Genomic DNA, 14858 nt, shown 5'->3' with positions numbered 1-14858 from the left:
GTACTCCTTGGCCGGTGGGAATGCACGTCAGACCGACCCTGCTCGGCCCGTTCGGGAGCGGCTACTCGACGCGGCCGAACGGGTGACACGGCCGGGCGCGGCCGTGCACTTTTCGGGCCGTGCGTGCGCCGCGCAGGGGGTGAGGAAAATCAATCCCCCGCACGGACGCCGGCGGCTAACCTTCGAACCGCACATGACCCCCTGAGGCAGGAGTGGGAGATGCCCGGTCGTCCGGGCACGCGCTGACGCCGTAGGTCGTGATCGACCCGTCATCGCGTGCCGCCCCTGTTCCGCGGCGCAGCGAGCCCTTCTCGCCGGAACCGCCGGCGCACTTCCCGGTGCACCGGCCGGCGAGCCCTGTCCTCCGCAGCTCAAGGGGCCCCCGTGCAACCGTTGCCGCACACCCGTACCTTTCCCCCGCCCACGCCCACCACCACTCCCTCCCCGGCCGGACACGACGACCTGCCCTCACGGGGCACGCGATGAAGGCGGCCGACGACAACCCGGCCGGGGCTCAGACGGGTCTGTGGCGGGACGCCGACTTCCGCAGGCTGTGGGTGGGCCAGACCGCGTCCCAGTTCGGGGCGCAGGCCACGCAGGTGGTCCTGCCGCTCATCGCCGTGGTGTCGCTCGACGCGGGCGCCGGTCAGTTGGGCGCCCTGCGTGCGGTGGAGCAGGCGCCGATCCTGTTGCTGTCGCTCTTCGCGGGCGCGTGGGTGGACCGCCGCCGCGCCCGTACGGTGATGGTGCTGGCGGACTGCGGCCGGGCCATCGCGCTGGGGGCGGTCCTCGCCGCGTATCTGCTCGGCGCTCTCGGGCTGCCCGTGCTGCTGGTGGTCGCGGTGCTCGTCGGCGTGCTGAGCGTCTTCTTCGACGTGGCGTACCAGGCCTCGCTCGTACGGCTGGTGGAGCGCGAGCGGCTGCTGCAGGGCAACAGTGCGCTGGAGGGCAGCAGATCAGCGGCACAGATCGGTGGCCCGGCGCTCGGTGGCACGCTGGTGTCGTTGTTCTCCGGCCCGGTCGCCGTCGTCGCCGGCGCGTTCTTCTTCGCGCTGTCGTCGCTCTCGATCCGGCGGATCCACAGGCGCGAACAGCTCCCCGCACGGGGTGACGGCCCGGTCCGCGTCCGCCGGCAGATCCAGGAGGGCCTGCGGTTCGTGGCCGGCAACGCCTCCCTGCGGGCGGTGGGTGTGGCGTCGGCGCTCTTCCAGTTCTGGTTCGCGGCGCTGATGACCGTCTATCTGCTGCACCTTCCGCGCGGACTTCACCTGTCGGGCACGGCCATCGGCCTGGCACTCGCCGCGATGGGACCGGGCGCGGTCGTGGGGTCGCTGCTGGCGGCGAAGCTGCCGGGACGATTCGGCTACGGCAAGGTCCTGGTGTGCTCGGCGGTCGTCGCGGACGGCGTGATGCTCTGCGTACCGGCGCTGCACGGCTCGTCGGCCGTCACGCTGCCCGTACTGATCGGCGTCAACTTCCTCTTCGGCGCGTTCGGCCAGCTGGTCAACGTCACGATGATGGCCGTGCGCCAGACCGTCACGCCCGCATGGATACAGGGCCGTGTCGTGGCGACGATCAACTTCGCAGGCATGGGCCTGACCCCGGTCGGTTCCCTGCTGGGCGGCTATCTGGCGGGCCACTGGGGGCTGCGTACGAGCCTGTTGGTGACCGCCGTCGCCCTTTCCCTGTCCCCGCTGTTCATGGCGTTCTCCCCACTGGCGCGCCTGGGCAGACAACTGCCGTACGAGCACCGGGAGGAACCCCTGAACGCCTTCCGGACGGGCTGACTCACGACGTGTCCGGATCCTCCGACGCGGCGGTTCGGCGGTTCACTGCTTCCGCAGCTGTTCGAGAACACGGGCCGTCATCTTCGGCTCGACCTTCCGCTCACTCATGGCCCTCCGCACGAGAGGAAGGTCGGCGCCGTGCACCCGCATGTGTGCGATCAGGGGTCCTATCCGGTCGGGGCGGTTGCGGACAAGCTCGGAGACCAGCCGCAGTTCGAGGCCGACGACGGGGACGACGTGCCTGCCGATTCCGGCATGTACCCAGTGCGTCCAGGGACCGCTCCCCGCGCACTCGAACGTATCGGTGTCCGCCGGATGCTCGACCGTACTGATCTCCACCTCCGTCCCGTCGACCCTGAACCGCGCGAAGTACTGCCTCGCGTCGGGCAACCAGGCCGGTGCGTCCAGGCACGGGAACCCGGACAGCCCGGCCGCGAATCCGTCGACGTCCTCCCGGCGGCGGACCAGGATGTCCACGTCACCCACCGGCAGCGGGACACCCTGTGCCAACGCGGCACCGGTCCCGACCAACCGGTAGGCGAGGCCCGACGTGCCGGGATCGACCTGGTCGAGGACGAGCGAGAGGACGCTCCGTAGCTCGACCTGGCTCCGTAACGCTCCTGCCCTGCCCTGACGGCTCATCACTCGATTGTGCCCTCCGGGGGCGGCGTTGCCGAGCCTCGTCGGCACCTGCGGAAGCTCGCGGGCGGTGTCCGGAACGACCGCCACCAACCCGCCCGTGCGCGAGCGCCGTTGGGCCTACAGCCCCCGAAGCGCCTCGTGGAGATCGGAATATGCGGTCCAGCAGTCGATGCTGCCGTCCTCGTACAGGCTGCCCATGTACCAGTCCTCGTCGTCGACCGGCTTCACCAGGCAGAGACCATGGAACCCCAGGACGATTTCGGGATGGAGTCGCTCATTCTCCGCGTAACAGCCGAACGTCACCACCGACTTCACCGGACGATCGGCATCGAGAGCCACCGCCTCCCGATCGCCGGAGACACGGCGGATCTCCTCCAGAGTCCAGCCCGCCGGCAGCTTCCCGCGTGTCATCCGGCGATTATGGCCCATCGCGCCGGCCCATCGCGGCGCCACCGACTGACGTCAGCCCTCACACGGCGCTCCGCGGCCGGGCCGGGTCGAGGTAGTGCACGGCCGTCTGCTCCGCGTGTGGGGCCAGGAGCTCCCGCAGTTCGAGCGCCGCGGTCTTCAGGAGATCGCCGTCGCGGACGGCGTGGAGGGTTTCGAGGAGGAAGGCGACGTGGGCGGAGTCCTCGGTGACACGGGTGCGGTGGGCGTCGCGGTGGTTCCAGTGCCGGGTCAGGACGCCGCCGGCGTCCGTGTAGATGATCTCGCCCGGCTTGGGGGTCTCGACGGTGTCGGGTTCGCCGAGCGGGGTGAACTCCTCGGTGCCGTCCGCATGGCGGATGTCGATGTCGCCGGTGACCCGGTCGAGGTCGAAGGCACCGGCCGGCAGACCGTGACGGACCGAGACGGAGTTGTAGGAGTCGACGGGCGGGTTGATACGCGGCCAGTGTGCGCCCGCGGACGGCTCAGGCACGAACCACGCCGCAAAGCCTGTCCCGCCCCGCGGGGAAACCCCTCAGCCCGTCCCGGAAGCCGGCGCGAAGCCGGGCCGATCCGCCACCTCGGCATCTCCCACGCCACAGCCGGCCAGACGGCCGAGGGTCGGCCATCGCCCCGGTCGTCCGCGTACAGAGCCCCTACGCGATCGGCGTGTCGACGCCGGGCGGCCGCCTTCGACGGCGGCACCCCCATGCCTGCCGCGGCACCGGCCCCGAGGCCTGCCGCCCGGCCCGGCTTGCACCGCCCGACAACCGCGCCGGCGGACCCGGGGTCAGGACACGGTGCCGCCGGTGTTCCGTATCATCTGCTGGAGCACTTTCAACGCGGTGACGTAGTCGGCGTCGTCGACGTCCTCGTGGATCCGGGCCCGGACGTCCGGCGCGTGCCGCTTGAGACCGACGCGAGCCTCCTCGCCCGACTCGGTGATCCACAGCCGCCCCTCGACGTCGAGACTGAGCCACCCGCGCTCCAGCAGAACGTCCGCTTCCGCCTTCAGGTCGTCCTCGGGCCTGATGTAGGTGCTCATGGCTTCCTGCAGGCCGGGGATGGTCATACCGCGGCCGTCGGGTGAGATGTCGTTCTCCGAGAGGTTTCGCAGAAGCCAGAACTGAGGCTGGGTGAAACCCAGTTCAGCCTGCTGTGCCCGCGTGAACGAGATGAGGGCCTCATAGGCCACCCCGGTCCAGTACGCGGCCGGCTGCGCGGCGAGTTCGGCGTCGGAACCGTGCTGCGTCGTCATGTGCGGTGCCCCCTGATTGATCGCTGGTGAAAGCACCGTAAAACCTCGAGCGAAGTTGAGGTCAAGAGCGATCCGATACGGGGCGGCCGCGCTCGGCGCTACGCCCCGACCGCGTAACCGGGCACCGACGGCCATCGCACCGTCAGCACCACCGATTCTTCCTCCGCGACCCAGGAGTGGTCGACTCCGCGCCCCCACACGACGTAATCGCCCTGCTCCTCCAGAAGGACGCTGCGGCCGGGGAGTTCCACGCGGAAGCGACCGCTGATGAGGACCAGGAGAGCGGTACGGTGCTCGCCCTTCACCCACTCCAGGCGCTCGTCACCCGGAGGGTGAACACCCCATTTGATCTCTACGTCCTCGCTGTGGCGCGGGTCGCCCGCGTCCTTGAAATGCCCGAGGAGCCACCCCCGGTCCAGTGCCGCATCCTTGCCCGCCTTGCCCACATACACGCTGTCGTTCACGAGGCCGGAGGTTAGCAGCCGACCCGAACACCTCAGGGCAACAGGCCCCCGCATCACGGCACACAACAGAACGACCACCGGCGGGCGACGGGCACACCGGCGGCCACGGGCCCCGGACGTCGACCCGCAGCTCACACCGCTGCGCCCGGCCCGGAACGCGTCCGCCCCCGACTCCGACCACGGCCGTACGCCGCAAGCGCATGGAAGGCGGCTTTGGGCTCCCACGGCAGGCCCGGGTACGCAGTACCGGTGCGGCCGCCGCCGAGGACCCTGACCACCCCGAAGGACGCTTTGTCGAAGTCGTGGTCGTCGTCGGCACCCGCGTGCGGAAGGTCATAGCGGGCGAAGGTGTTGACGAAAGCAGCATCGACGTCGGACGCGTCGAAGACCGCGATGAGCTCACGCAGGTAGTCGGCCTGCTCCTGTTCATCGCGCACGACAGGGCCCGCGAACCGCACCGGACGGGCGCGGTCGTCCCACTCGATGACGGCATCTCCCCGGCCGCCGGCGTCCGCGGCCCCGCGGTAGGTGGTGCAGCCGAACTCCGTGACGGCGGCCGGTTTGCCGTGGGCGGTCAAGGCCCGCAGACCGTCGGCGAGCCGGTCGGCGGTCCGGGCGTCGCGGTAACCGGCGTCGGTGGCGACGACGTCGAACGGCGCCCAGTCGACACCCTCGAACGGAAGTGAGGCGTACCCGATCCGGCCACCGAACCGGCTGCGCACCGCAGCGACCGCCTCGCCGAGGAAGGCGTTGACCTGAGCGGGGAGCCCGGGCAACGCGGCTCTCAGCCGCTGCGGGTCGGCGAGGAGGGCGGCACGCTCCTCGAAGGTGTCACCGGGGAGCATGCCGACCGTGAAGAGGGAGATCTCCGATCCGGTGAGGAAGACGACCTCGGCACCTTCGCGCCGCAGCCGCTCGGCACGCCCGGCACTGTCGGCAAGGAAGTCGAGAAGCTCTCCGGCGGTGAGTCCATTGGTGAACGGCGAGTACCACACCTCCAGTTGGGCATCGGCTGCACAGCGCGCGGCCGTCTCGAGCCGGTCGCGGTCGCCGCCGGTGACACGTACGGCGTCACAGCCCAGCTCATCGCGGATGATCTGCATTTCGCGGCGGACGACGGCGGGATCGAAGGGCTCGCGGGTGGTGGTCCCCGCGGTGGTGAAGCCGGTGTCGTAGGTGATGCCGAAGGTACGCACGACGGGACGCTCTCCTCACGCTCTACGGTACGAGTCGTACCGTATGGGGTACGCACCGTACCTTAAATGATTCCTGGAATGGGGCGCAAGGACGTCCGGAAAGTACGATGCGTACCGCAGATCCAGCGGCGGTGCGGGGCAAGAGAGGACGACCGGTGGCACAAGCGAAGGAACCGCGGCGGACCGCGGCGACGCGGCGACGCGGGGCCGAACTGGAGGAGGCCATCCTCCAGGCAGCCGCCGAGGTGCTGAAGGAATCCGGCGTCCCGTCCCTGACCATGGACGAGGTGGCCCGGCGAGCCGGGACCAACAAGAACGCCCTGTACCGGCGTTGGCCCAACCGCGTCGCGCTGGGCGTGGCGGCGTACCGCCGACTGGCCGCGACCGAGACCGTGCTGCCGGACACCGGCTCGCTGCGCGGCGACACCCTGGAGATGCTGCGGCGCGCCAACAGCACCTGGTCATCACCGTACGGCGAGATCCTGCGCGGCCTGATCGCGGCCGCCGGCAGCACTCCGGACCTCCTGTCCGAGCTCCGCGACCCGGCGACGGACGGCGCGCACGAGGCGGCCTGGCTGACCCTGCTCGGCCGAGCAGTGGCCCGCGGCGACGCCGCACCCGAGGCCCTGCACCCCCGAGTCGCCGGCACACCCATGGCGCTTCTGCGCAACGAGTACGTGATGCTCGGCATCCCGTCCGTACCCGATGCCGTCCTCATCGAGATCACCGACGAGGTGTTCCTGCCCCTGGTCCACGGCCGCCGCCCGCACGGCACCGCATCAGCCGTCCAGGGCCCGCGCCGGTCCTGACCGCATGACTGGACGTTTACCGCGGGGGCGGACCGCGGCGAACACTCTTCTACGATGACGGCAGGGCGGAGCCGTAGCGCAGAGGTCGTCGCGCGCGGTCTCCAAAACCGCGAGGACGCCGGTTCGACTCCGGCCGGTTCCGTCCGCTGCCTCCTGGCGCATCCCCGACGAGAAAGCAGTGGTCGGGCCGGCCCGTGACGGATAGGGTCCGTCGGGCCATGCGTCGTCCAGCGGCCCAGGACACCGCACTCGGGTTCGCCCCGATGCGGAAACCCCGGTTCAAATCCGGGCGATGGCCTACCGTCCCACCCCCGCCCCGCACCACCGGCGCGGCGACAAGCCCACCTCGCTTCGTCGCCCTCCACCGCAGCGGGCGACGTTTGAAGACCAGTCACCTTGTTTCACACCCAGAAGCGGCGGCCACCTGATGAAGCTGCGAGACGAGCGCCGCTACCCCAAACTCCTCCTGCGGGTCCCCCGGGTGCCGGATGACGCCTTGCTGTCCCAGCCCGAGGCCGCCCGCCAACTGGGCATCGCCCTCTTCCGCATCGGCGTACTCATCGCCTGCGACCACTTGGTGCCTGCGGAGACTTCGGCCGGGAAGGCGGGCGTCACGATCATCAGCGTGGAGGCGGAGAGGACGTGGCGCGAGAGCGCCACACGCCGCGCAAAAGCTCGTCGCCTCCTGAAGGACACGATCGGCTTCTTCTGATCAACCGGCGCCCAGGACTGGACGATTACTCCGGTTCGGTCGCGCTGTAGACCGGGGACCACTGACCAAGCCACTGCTCGGCATCCCAGGCCCGACAGCGCTCCACCTCCGTGAATCCCAGCTTTGCCGCAAGGCGCATCGAGTCGACGTTGGCGGTCTGGGTAGTCAGCACCACCGGCTCGCCGGGAAGGACGCCCTCGATCCAGTCGAGCGCCGCCGCGCACGCCTCGGAGGCGTACCCGATTCCCCACGCTCGCGGCAGAAACAGATAGCCGAGATCCACCTTCCCCGCGGCAGCCGAACGACGGCTCTCAGGCGCTCTCCTGAGCAGAATCTGCCCGATCATCGCCCCGTCGAGATCAACGACGAAACTCCCGGGCCACCGCTCGGGAACCTCGGGCATCACGCGCTCAAGTTCTTCACGAGGGCGGGGACCACCAAGGTAGGTGTGCACCTCTGGCGACGCCAACAATTCGATGAACGCCGCACGATCCCGGGCTTGGGCCTCACGGAGCACAAGCCTCTCGGTCCTGATCGGAGCAGGCGGCCAGGCGACGGGTCCGAGTTCGGTCATACCCGCCACCCAATCAGCGGCTCCGGAAGCGATCAAGACCTGCCCGATCCAGCCTTCCGCTCGGACTCACCGCTTGTTCCTTGTGGTCGCCGGTGGCTGCTCCCGGGTGAGCGCGTCCGTACTAGCCATGCCAAACGGCGATGGTGAAGAGCAGTGCGACGACTGCCAGGATCAGTTGGACCGCACCGGCGAACGGATGTGCCGAGTACAGGAAGAGCACGGCGACCACCAGCACGCCCAGCGTGAACCCGCCGAACCAGAAGACCGGGACCCAGTCCATCGCCGGGGCCGCAGTTTGCTCGTCCGCATCAACCCACCCACGGAGGACGGACGTCAGGCCCAGCAGAAAGGCGACCGGGATTTCGATGAGCAGCACGATCAGGCTTACGCAACCACCCGCGAACCCGTCGCCTCGCGCGTTCGAGGACCGCCCGGGACCGTTATCGCTCTCCGGCAAGCGCGGGACACGCGAACTGGGTTCGAAGGGCATCGTCACACACTGGAGCGTGACGTCGTGCGCCGCATCACGCTTCACCAGGCCGAGACCGACTCGTGGCCAATCCGAGCACCCGGAGGGCCCTGCCTCGGAACTGCGACGTGAACGCAGGCGCTCGTCCAAGGATCCCGGGGAACACGAACACGACCTCCGTCAAATCCTGCGCTCCGATCAAAGAAGCGCCTGACCAGCACGAGCCGTGGGAGAACGAGGGTTGAGTCAGCCGCCCGCCGCCCGCCGCAAAGGTACGCATCGCCGCATGCCCGTGGTTGCCCTCCGTGAGGATCCATACGATCATCGCCGGATGTGGAAAGAGTTGATCGCTCGGCATGCAGGCGAGGTCGAGGTCGAGTTCACCACTCCGGCCACGGACGACGCGCTGAGCGGGGCTGCAGAGATCCTGGGGCACCCGTTGCCGGCCGAATTGATCTCCGTGCTGCGGGAGAGCAACGGCATCGTGGGCGAGTACGGCTACGACCTGGTGTCGCCACTCGAAACAATCACCCAGAGGAACTTGGAGCTCCGGAGTTCCTTCTCCGATCTGTACATGGCCTTCGATCAACTGCTCTTCTTCTCCGACGTGCCGGGCAATGGCGATCTCTTCGGCATCGTCCTCGTACCCGGGCAATCCGATCAGGTCTTCCTCTGGGACCACGAGACGGACAGCCGCAGGTGGGCGGCCTCTTCGGTCCAGGAATTCGTGGAGCGATGGCTGAACGGTGTGATCCAGGAGCAGCTCGGCTGTGAGGCCTAGGACACGTTGGGTCTCGCCATGAATCCGTCACGCGGGACCGACGCCCCGACGCCTCAGGCCAGGCGACCGGCGTCTGGCACCTTCCCCGACGGCCGAATTCCTCCCTCCCGGAGCAACTCGCGCAGGGTCAGCGCTGCCGGCAGCGGGGTGGCGGGCAGGGCGATGTGCAGGGTCCGGCGCAGGGCCGGATCGGTGAGGCGAGCCAGCACAAGCCCTTCCGGAACCGCCCATGCGGCCAGCGACGGGACCAGTGCGACGCCGAGACCCGCGGCCACGTAACCGAACTTTCCCGTCCACTCCGCGATCCGGATGATCTTCCTGGGAGCGAAGCCCGCCCGGCCGCAGGCGTCGGCAAGTATCGTGGGGCGATCCCCGTACGCGTCCTGCAGCCATGCCTCGTCGCGCAGTTCGAGCAGATCGATCACGTCGGCTCCGGCCAGGCGGTGCTCTCGGGGCAGAGCGACGAGCAGCTCGTCCTCGCACAGCGGCGTCGTGGCGACTCCGTTGGCAGAGCACAGCCCGGAGGGGAAGCAACTGTTCCTATTTCTTTCAGTGGATATGCGGTGTTCTCTGCGAATACCGTGGTGTTGTGAAGCTTTCTGAGTGGGCGGCGCGTAACGGTGTGCATTATCAGACTGCGTGGACGTGGGCGAAGGAGGGCCGGATGCCGGTTCCAGTCGTTCAGACGCCGTCGGGTACGTGGCTGGTGACGGAGCCTGTCCGGGAGTCGGCGGGCCGGGTGGTGGTGTATTGCCGTGTGTCGTCGGGTGATCAGAAGGCGGATCTGGAGCGGCAGGTGGCGCGGGCGGTTCAGGGGGCGACCGCTCGGGGCTTGGCGGTCTCGGAGGTGGTGACGGAGATCGGGTCTGCTCTGGACGGGCGCCGCCGTAAGCTGCACGGGCTTCTGGCCGATCCGGGGGTGGGGACGGTTGTGGTCGAGCATCGGGACCGTCTCGCCCGGTTCGGCGTCGAGCACCTCGAAGCGGCCTTTTCGGCCTCGGGGCGTCGCCTGCTGGTCCTTGACCCGAGTGAGAGCGCGGATGACCTGGTGCGGGACGTCACCGAAGTCCTCACCTCGATGTGTGCCCGCCTGTACGGCCGACGCTCGGCAAAGAACCGGGCCGCTCGCGCTGTCGCCGCCGCCACATCCCCGCAGGACGTGGCCGGATGAAGAGGTTCGTCCCGCAGTCGGGCTTCACTGTGTCCGCGCACAGGCTGGCTCTGGACCCGAATGCCACGGCTGGAGCCCGTCTGCATTCGCATGCGGGTGCGGCGCGGGCTGCGTACAACTGGGCGGTCGGGTATGTCACGGCGGTGTGGCGGCAGCGCAAGGCCGAGGAGTCGTACGGGATTCCCGAAGACCAGTTGACGCCGTGGCGGTCGTGGTCGCTGCCGTCGTTACGGAAGGCGTTCAACGAGGCGAAGCGGTCCGATCCGCGGTTTGCGGGGTGGTGGGAAGAGAACTCCAAGGAGGCCTACAACACCGGTCTCGCCAACGCGTCGGCCGCGTTCGACAACTACGCGAAATCCAGGAGCGGGAAGCGTAAGGGTGCGCGGGTGGGTGTTCCGCGTTTCAAGTCGAAGCGGAAGGCCCGTCGATCGTGCCGGTTCACGACCGGGGCGATGCGTATCGAGGCGGACGGCAGGCATGTCACCCTGCCCAGGATCGGAACGGTCCGTCTCCACGAGCACCGTCCCGACCTGCGCGCCCGTATCGACGCCGGCACCATGCGGATCCTGTCCGCGACGGTGCGTCTGGACCGGGGGCGCTGGTTCGTCTCCTTCCAGGTCGAGGAACAACAACCTCTGCTGAAGGTCGCCCGCCCGGATGCCGCGGTCGGGATCGACCTGGGCATCAAGACCCTCGCCGTCCTGGCCGACAGCGACGGGAATGTGACCGAGGAGCCCAACCCCCGCCACCTCGACCACGCACAGAAACAGCTGCGCCGTGCGAGCCGGGTCGTGTCCCGAAGGCAGGGTCCGGACCGGCGCACGGGGCGGAAGCCTTCGCGGCGGTGGGAGAAGGCGAACCGGGTCCGGAACAAGGTGCATCACCGGGTGGCGAACCTGCGTGAGGACACCCTCCACAAACTGACGACCCGCCTCACCGCCGAGTACGGCACGATCGTGGTCGAGGACCTCAACGTGGCCGGGATGGGCCGCAACCGGCGGCTGTCGCGCCGGGTCGCGGATGCGGCGTTCGGTGAGATCCGCCGCCAGCTCACCTACAAGACCCGCCGGCACGGAACACGCCTGGTCATGGCCGACCGGTGGTATCCCTCGTCGAAGACGTGCTCACGCTGTGGTGCGGTGAAAGCCAAGCTGCCCCTGAGCGTGCGCGTCTTCGAATGCGACACCTGCGGACTCGTCCAGGACCGGGACGCAAACGCCGGACACAACCTGCTCACCCTCGCAACCCGCAACACCCATACGACCTGCCTCACAGGTACCGGAGTGGCCGGAGACCTGGACCCCACCGTGGTGGGGTCGAAGCCCCGTGGAGCCGACCGCAAGACCCGCACCACCCGCCCCCGCCACACGGCGCGGACGGGGCGGGCAGGTGGCACAATCCCCAGCCCCAGAGCCGGGACAGAAACGGGAGACCGTCAACAGGACAGCAGAGCACAACTCGCACTCTGGTGACACCGTCACGGACCATTCCGGCAGAAACGCCGGAATTGCTGAGATCTACTGATACTCAAAGCAACGGTAGTCGCTGACCACGGCCAGGTCCAGCGCCCCGTCCTCGATCCGGGCCGTCAGCGTGCCGCTGCGGCCTTCGACGGCGACGACCTCGACATCCGGCCGGACGTGACGGAACGCGCGCAGGGCGGCGGGCACCAACGCGATGTTGGCGGTGGGAAACGCCCCTACGTGCAACAGCCCACCGTGTCCCCTGTGTAGCACCGCCAACTCCTGCTCCGCACGGGCCAGGCGGTCAAGGACGTCCACAGCGTGGCGGTGCAGGGCTCGGCCCGCCGGGTTCAGTCGTACGCCCCTCGGAAGCCTCTCGACATGTACTGGAATCGCTGTTGTCCGGTGATGACGACGCGTCCGTGATCGCTCTGGCCACCCTCCGCAACGGCGCCACCTACTGAGTGGCAGGCCAGGCACGACCCGCAGGCCAGCATGCCGGAGTCTTCAAGCAGCGACTGCGTCGCATGCGGATGCGCGGACTCGAACCTCTTGGGCTGGAACGAGCAGTGCAGCTCGTCCGCGAGCATGGCCGGCCCGTGCGCACAGGGCTGATCGATGCCGCTGATCGGACATGGACCACTCTGCTCTTCCTCACCGAGGACGGCAGCACACTGGTGGCCTGCGCCGGCTGGCCACTGCCGCCGGCCGCCCGGAACCCCCCGCTCTAGAGGTCACTCCTCTTGGTCACCTGTCCTGCGATCACCCGAGCAAACGGCCTTGCTGCTGCTTCAAGCCCGCGAACCCGTGCCGCGCGTATGCGGCTATCTCCTCACTGGGGAAGGGCACCACGGACAGGTGCTCCTCGTAGTTTCCCTGCTCCCACCGGGCGGCTGTGATCTCGTAGCCGGAGACGTGTGCGCACAGTTGAAGCAGAATCGGCGGCATCGCCGGTTCGCTCAGGAGGTCAGCGCGCTTGATGACAAGGTCACGCATCGCCTGAATGTTCGGGAGGAAAACGGTCCGCACCCACAAGCGCCACTCGGCGAGTTCCTCCTCGGAAGGAGCTGTCTCATGCACGAAGGGGGACCTGCCGTCAGGACGAGCGTTGCGCTCCATGAACGCGCTGAAGATGCGGCTGTTGGCTTCCGTGAGGGCGAACAGCGGCCCATAGAAGTCACTGAGCTGCCGATTCAAGCGAGCGAGGCGTTCTTGACGCTGTGACAGGCGCAAGCCGTTGAGGTACGTGACTACATAGCCGGCGAACGCCAGCGCGATGGTAACGACGACGGTGATCACGGGAGGCGATGCTAGCGAGCACCACGTCCTTTGGTCAGCTTGCGGCAGCAGTCCCGTTCGTTCGTACTGGCCGTGGCTCTAGGTCTGCGACGCGGGGAAGTTCTTGGACTCCGCTGGTCGGACATCGACTTGGAACGCCGCACGCTCACCGTGCGGAATCAGATCCAGCGGGTGCAGAAGGAGCTGTACGCGGACTCCACCAAGAACCGCCGCACGCGTGCCATCCCCGTACCGCTCATGTGCGTGTCGTGGCGCTGCGCTGGCAGCGTCTCCGTCAAGCCGCGCAGCGCCACGACGCGGGGCAGACCTGGCATGACAGCGACTAGGTGTTCACGACCAGGACCGGGCGAACGATCGAGCCGAGAAACCTCAGCCGGTCGTTCGAGCGCATCACGGAGGACGCGGGACTGCGCCGCATTCGTCTGCACGACGCTCGGCACGGATGCGCCACGCTTCTGTTCGCCGCTGGTGTGCCGGCGCGGGTCGTAATGGAGATCCTGGGGCACTCGCAGATCGCCGTCACGATGAACATCTACACCCACGTATCCGACGACAACCGGCGGGAGGCGATGGGACACATGGACCGACTGCTGCGACGGCGTCGACCGGAGTGAGGGACTGCCGTCAAGTACTACCGTCAACGCCCCCGCAGCGGCTCGCTGCGGGGGCGTTCTGGCTGGTGGGCACGGACGGTTTCGAACCGCCGACATCTGCTTTGTAAGAGCAGCGCTCTACCCCTGAGCTACGCACCCGTGGATGAAGGAACAGATTACATGCCCGACGGCACCCCTAGACAATCGGTTGCCCGCCCCCGGGCCGCCCGCCCCCAAGGCCGTACGGGGGATATCCCCACCCCCGAGACGGTAGCCGTCCGGATCGTCCCGGCGGCGGGTGCTGCATACGGTGGAGGCACATCGGCAGCACCAGCCAGGGGGACTCCATCGCCATGACCATCCGTACTCGTACCCGCACCCGTGCCCGCATCCGCACCAACGCCCTCGTGGCCTCCGGGGGCGCCGTTCTGCTCGTCGGTGTGCTCAGTGGGTGTGGGAGTACGGACGTGGAGGGCGCTCCGGCCGAGCACAAGTCGTTCGCGTACGGCGGGAAGGCGCTGACCATCGATGCGGAGAACTCCACCGTGGAGGTCGTGCCCGCCGATGTCGAGCAGATCGAGGTGACGCGCAAGGTCGACGGCTGGGTGGTGCTGGGGAGCGGGCCGGATCCCGTGTGGAAGCTGGAGGGCGACACGCTGACGCTTCGGGTGGAGTGCGACGCGTTGATCAGTGACTGCGGCGCGCATCACCAGGTCAAGGTGCCTCGCGGGCTCGAGCTGACCGTGGATGCGGACAACGGGAAGGTCACCGCGTCCGGGTTCGGTACGCCGCTCAAGCTGTACTCCGACAACGGCGGGGTCGTCGTGCGGGATGTCACCGGGCCGCTGGAGCTGAAGAGTGACAACGGCTCCGTGCGGGGCGAGCGGCTCTCGGGGGCTTCCGTGGTGGCCCGCTCGGACAACGGTTCCGTGAAGCTCGACTTCAGCCGGGTTCCGGATCTTGTGGACACCGTCAGTGACAACGGGAGCATCACCATCGACCTGCCCGCGGGCAAGAACCGGTACGCCGTGTCCGCGTCGGCCGACAACGGGGACGTCTCCGTGGCCGTGCCCCGCAGTGACGACAGCCCGCATGCGGTGAAGGCGCACAGCGACAACGGCGAAGTCACGGTGCGAACCGCGAACTAACAGGCCCGTGTGTTCGTCCTTACCTGGTGGGAGAATGTACCGGGCAGGGCGAAACAGCACGGGAGA

Annotated in this window: 15 protein-coding genes, 3 tRNA genes and 4 pseudogenes; 10 read left to right on the top strand and 12 right to left on the bottom strand. The window is 68.6% G+C overall.

Annotated features, from left to right (window positions below):
- Positions 1 to 482: 482 nt before the first annotated feature.
- Positions 483 to 1787, top strand: a complete 1305-nt coding sequence (locus OG959_RS27260; protein ID WP_326662618.1) for an MFS transporter — start codon at positions 483 to 485, stop codon at positions 1785 to 1787.
- A gap of 42 nt (positions 1788 to 1829) precedes the next feature.
- Here OG959_RS27260 and OG959_RS27255 read toward each other — a convergent pair whose 3' ends face one another.
- The 6 genes and pseudogenes from OG959_RS27255 to OG959_RS27230 all read right to left on the bottom strand — a co-directional run bounded on the left by OG959_RS27255 (position 1830) and on the right by OG959_RS27230 (position 5773).
- Positions 1830 to 2429 (bottom strand): hypothetical protein, encoded by a 600-nt coding sequence (locus tag OG959_RS27255; protein WP_326662616.1) that lies wholly within the window; start codon positions 2427 to 2429, stop codon positions 1830 to 1832.
- Positions 2430 to 2546: 117 nt separating this feature from the next.
- Positions 2547 to 2840, bottom strand: coding sequence for a hypothetical protein (locus OG959_RS27250; protein ID WP_326662614.1), 294 nt, complete (start codon positions 2838 to 2840; stop codon positions 2547 to 2549).
- Positions 2841 to 2898: 58 nt separating this feature from the next.
- Positions 2899 to 3318: pseudogene (locus tag OG959_RS27245) on the bottom strand (B3/B4 domain-containing protein); the annotation flags it as partial.
- Between the two features lie 327 nt (positions 3319 to 3645).
- Positions 3646 to 4113 carry a MarR family transcriptional regulator gene (locus tag OG959_RS27240; RefSeq protein WP_326662612.1) on the bottom strand — a complete coding sequence of 156 codons (468 nt, stop codon included), beginning with the start codon at positions 4111 to 4113 and terminating at the stop codon, positions 3646 to 3648.
- Positions 4114 to 4211: 98 nt separating this feature from the next.
- The gene (locus tag OG959_RS27235) at positions 4212 to 4631 is read right to left on the bottom strand and encodes a signal peptidase I (protein WP_326662611.1); all 420 of its coding nucleotides are present in this window, start codon (positions 4629 to 4631) and stop codon (positions 4212 to 4214) included.
- Positions 4632 to 4708: 77 nt separating this feature from the next.
- Positions 4709 to 5773, bottom strand: coding sequence for a hypothetical protein (locus OG959_RS27230; RefSeq protein ID WP_326662610.1), 1065 nt, complete (start codon positions 5771 to 5773; stop codon positions 4709 to 4711).
- A 155-nt stretch (positions 5774 to 5928) separates the two neighbouring features.
- Between OG959_RS27230 and OG959_RS27225 the strand changes: the two genes are divergently transcribed.
- From OG959_RS27225 to OG959_RS27210, 4 genes are all read left to right on the top strand, one after another.
- Positions 5929 to 6582: a TetR/AcrR family transcriptional regulator gene (locus OG959_RS27225; RefSeq protein ID WP_326662608.1), complete on the top strand. Its 654-nt coding sequence runs from the start codon at positions 5929 to 5931 to the stop codon at positions 6580 to 6582.
- A 67-nt stretch (positions 6583 to 6649) separates the two neighbouring features.
- Positions 6650 to 6724: transfer RNA gene (locus OG959_RS27220), tRNA-Trp, on the top strand.
- A 72-nt stretch (positions 6725 to 6796) separates the two neighbouring features.
- A tRNA-OTHER gene (locus OG959_RS27215) sits at positions 6797 to 6881 on the top strand.
- A 128-nt stretch (positions 6882 to 7009) separates the two neighbouring features.
- Positions 7010 to 7294, top strand: a complete 285-nt coding sequence (locus tag OG959_RS27210) for a DNA-binding protein (RefSeq protein WP_326662606.1) — start codon at positions 7010 to 7012, stop codon at positions 7292 to 7294.
- Between the two features lie 25 nt (positions 7295 to 7319).
- On the opposite strand, the gene OG959_RS27205 is transcribed toward OG959_RS27210, so the two are convergent.
- On the bottom strand, positions 7320 to 7868 hold the full coding sequence (locus OG959_RS27205) for a GNAT family N-acetyltransferase (RefSeq protein ID WP_326662605.1): 549 nt from the start codon (positions 7866 to 7868) through the stop codon (positions 7320 to 7322).
- Positions 7869 to 7989: 121 nt separating this feature from the next.
- Positions 7990 to 8364 (bottom strand): hypothetical protein, encoded by a 375-nt coding sequence (locus OG959_RS27200; protein WP_442805637.1) that lies wholly within the window; start codon positions 8362 to 8364, stop codon positions 7990 to 7992.
- Positions 8365 to 8623: 259 nt separating this feature from the next.
- On the opposite strand from OG959_RS27200, the gene OG959_RS27195 reads away from it, so the two are divergent.
- A complete protein-coding gene (locus tag OG959_RS27195) occupies positions 8624 to 9118 on the top strand; it encodes an SMI1/KNR4 family protein (RefSeq protein ID WP_326662604.1) in 495 nt (164 codons plus the stop codon).
- 53 nt (positions 9119 to 9171) lie between these two features.
- On the opposite strand, the pseudogene OG959_RS27190 reads toward OG959_RS27195, so the two are convergent.
- Positions 9172 to 9654, bottom strand: a pseudogene (locus tag OG959_RS27190) (LysR substrate-binding domain-containing protein); the annotation flags it as partial.
- 53 nt (positions 9655 to 9707) lie between these two features.
- Between OG959_RS27190 and OG959_RS27185 the strand changes: the two are divergent.
- Both OG959_RS27185 and tnpB read left to right on the top strand, forming a co-directional pair.
- Positions 9708 to 10289: an IS607 family transposase gene (locus OG959_RS27185; RefSeq protein ID WP_326662602.1), complete on the top strand. Its 582-nt coding sequence runs from the start codon at positions 9708 to 9710 to the stop codon at positions 10287 to 10289.
- Complete coding sequence (gene tnpB / locus OG959_RS27180; protein WP_326662600.1) at positions 10286 to 11761, top strand: IS607 family element RNA-guided endonuclease TnpB; 1476 nt, start codon at positions 10286 to 10288, stop codon at positions 11759 to 11761. The genes OG959_RS27185 and tnpB overlap by 4 nt, the downstream gene beginning before the upstream one ends.
- Before the next feature lie 66 nt (positions 11762 to 11827).
- Here tnpB and OG959_RS27175 read toward each other — a convergent pair.
- Together OG959_RS27175 and OG959_RS27170 are read right to left on the bottom strand one after the other, a co-directional pair.
- Positions 11828 to 12130: pseudogene (locus OG959_RS27175) on the bottom strand (LysR substrate-binding domain-containing protein); the annotation flags it as partial.
- Between the two features lie 384 nt (positions 12131 to 12514).
- Positions 12515 to 13051 (bottom strand): hypothetical protein, encoded by a 537-nt coding sequence (locus tag OG959_RS27170; protein ID WP_326662598.1) that lies wholly within the window; start codon positions 13049 to 13051, stop codon positions 12515 to 12517.
- A gap of 57 nt (positions 13052 to 13108) precedes the next feature.
- On the opposite strand from OG959_RS27170, the pseudogene OG959_RS27165 reads away from it, so the two are divergent.
- Positions 13109 to 13665: pseudogene (locus tag OG959_RS27165) on the top strand (site-specific integrase); the annotation flags it as partial.
- Positions 13666 to 13728: 63 nt separating this feature from the next.
- Here the strand turns inward: OG959_RS27165 and OG959_RS27160 are convergent.
- Positions 13729 to 13803 (bottom strand) — tRNA-Val (locus OG959_RS27160).
- Between the two features lie 194 nt (positions 13804 to 13997).
- Here OG959_RS27160 and OG959_RS27155 point away from each other — a divergent pair.
- Positions 13998 to 14792 (top strand): DUF4097 family beta strand repeat-containing protein, encoded by a 795-nt coding sequence (locus OG959_RS27155; protein WP_326662596.1) that lies wholly within the window; start codon positions 13998 to 14000, stop codon positions 14790 to 14792.
- Positions 14793 to 14858: the final 66 nt, after the last annotated feature.

The organism is Streptomyces sp. NBC_00385 (genome assembly GCF_035917155.1).
Lineage (GTDB): Bacteria > Actinomycetota > Actinomycetes > Streptomycetales > Streptomycetaceae > Streptomyces > Streptomyces poriferorum.
This window is presented reverse-complemented; position numbering and strand designations above follow the sequence as displayed.

What these genes read in the sequence shown, in the direction of transcription:
- tnpB (WP_326662600.1), top strand. Translation starts at nt 10,286, where the DNA reads ATGAAGAGGTTCGTCCCGCAGTCGGGCTTCACTGTGTCCGCGCACAGG.
- OG959_RS27250 (WP_326662614.1), bottom strand. Translation starts at nt 2,840, where the DNA reads ATGACACGCGGGAAGCTGCCGGCGGGCTGGACTCTGGAGGAGATCCGC.
- OG959_RS27210 (WP_326662606.1), top strand. Translation starts at nt 7,010, where the DNA reads ATGAAGCTGCGAGACGAGCGCCGCTACCCCAAACTCCTCCTGCGGGTC.
- OG959_RS27155 (WP_326662596.1), top strand. Translation starts at nt 13,998, where the DNA reads ATGACCATCCGTACTCGTACCCGCACCCGTGCCCGCATCCGCACCAAC.
- OG959_RS27235 (WP_326662611.1), bottom strand. Translation starts at nt 4,631, where the DNA reads ATGCGGGGGCCTGTTGCCCTGAGGTGTTCGGGTCGGCTGCTAACCTCC.
- OG959_RS27240 (WP_326662612.1), bottom strand. Translation starts at nt 4,113, where the DNA reads ATGACGACGCAGCACGGTTCCGACGCCGAACTCGCCGCGCAGCCGGCC.
- OG959_RS27260 (WP_326662618.1), top strand. Translation starts at nt 483, where the DNA reads ATGAAGGCGGCCGACGACAACCCGGCCGGGGCTCAGACGGGTCTGTGG.
- OG959_RS27255 (WP_326662616.1), bottom strand. Translation starts at nt 2,429, where the DNA reads ATGAGCCGTCAGGGCAGGGCAGGAGCGTTACGGAGCCAGGTCGAGCTA.
- OG959_RS27205 (WP_326662605.1), bottom strand. Translation starts at nt 7,868, where the DNA reads ATGACCGAACTCGGACCCGTCGCCTGGCCGCCTGCTCCGATCAGGACC.
- OG959_RS27195 (WP_326662604.1), top strand. Translation starts at nt 8,624, where the DNA reads ATGCCCGTGGTTGCCCTCCGTGAGGATCCATACGATCATCGCCGGATG.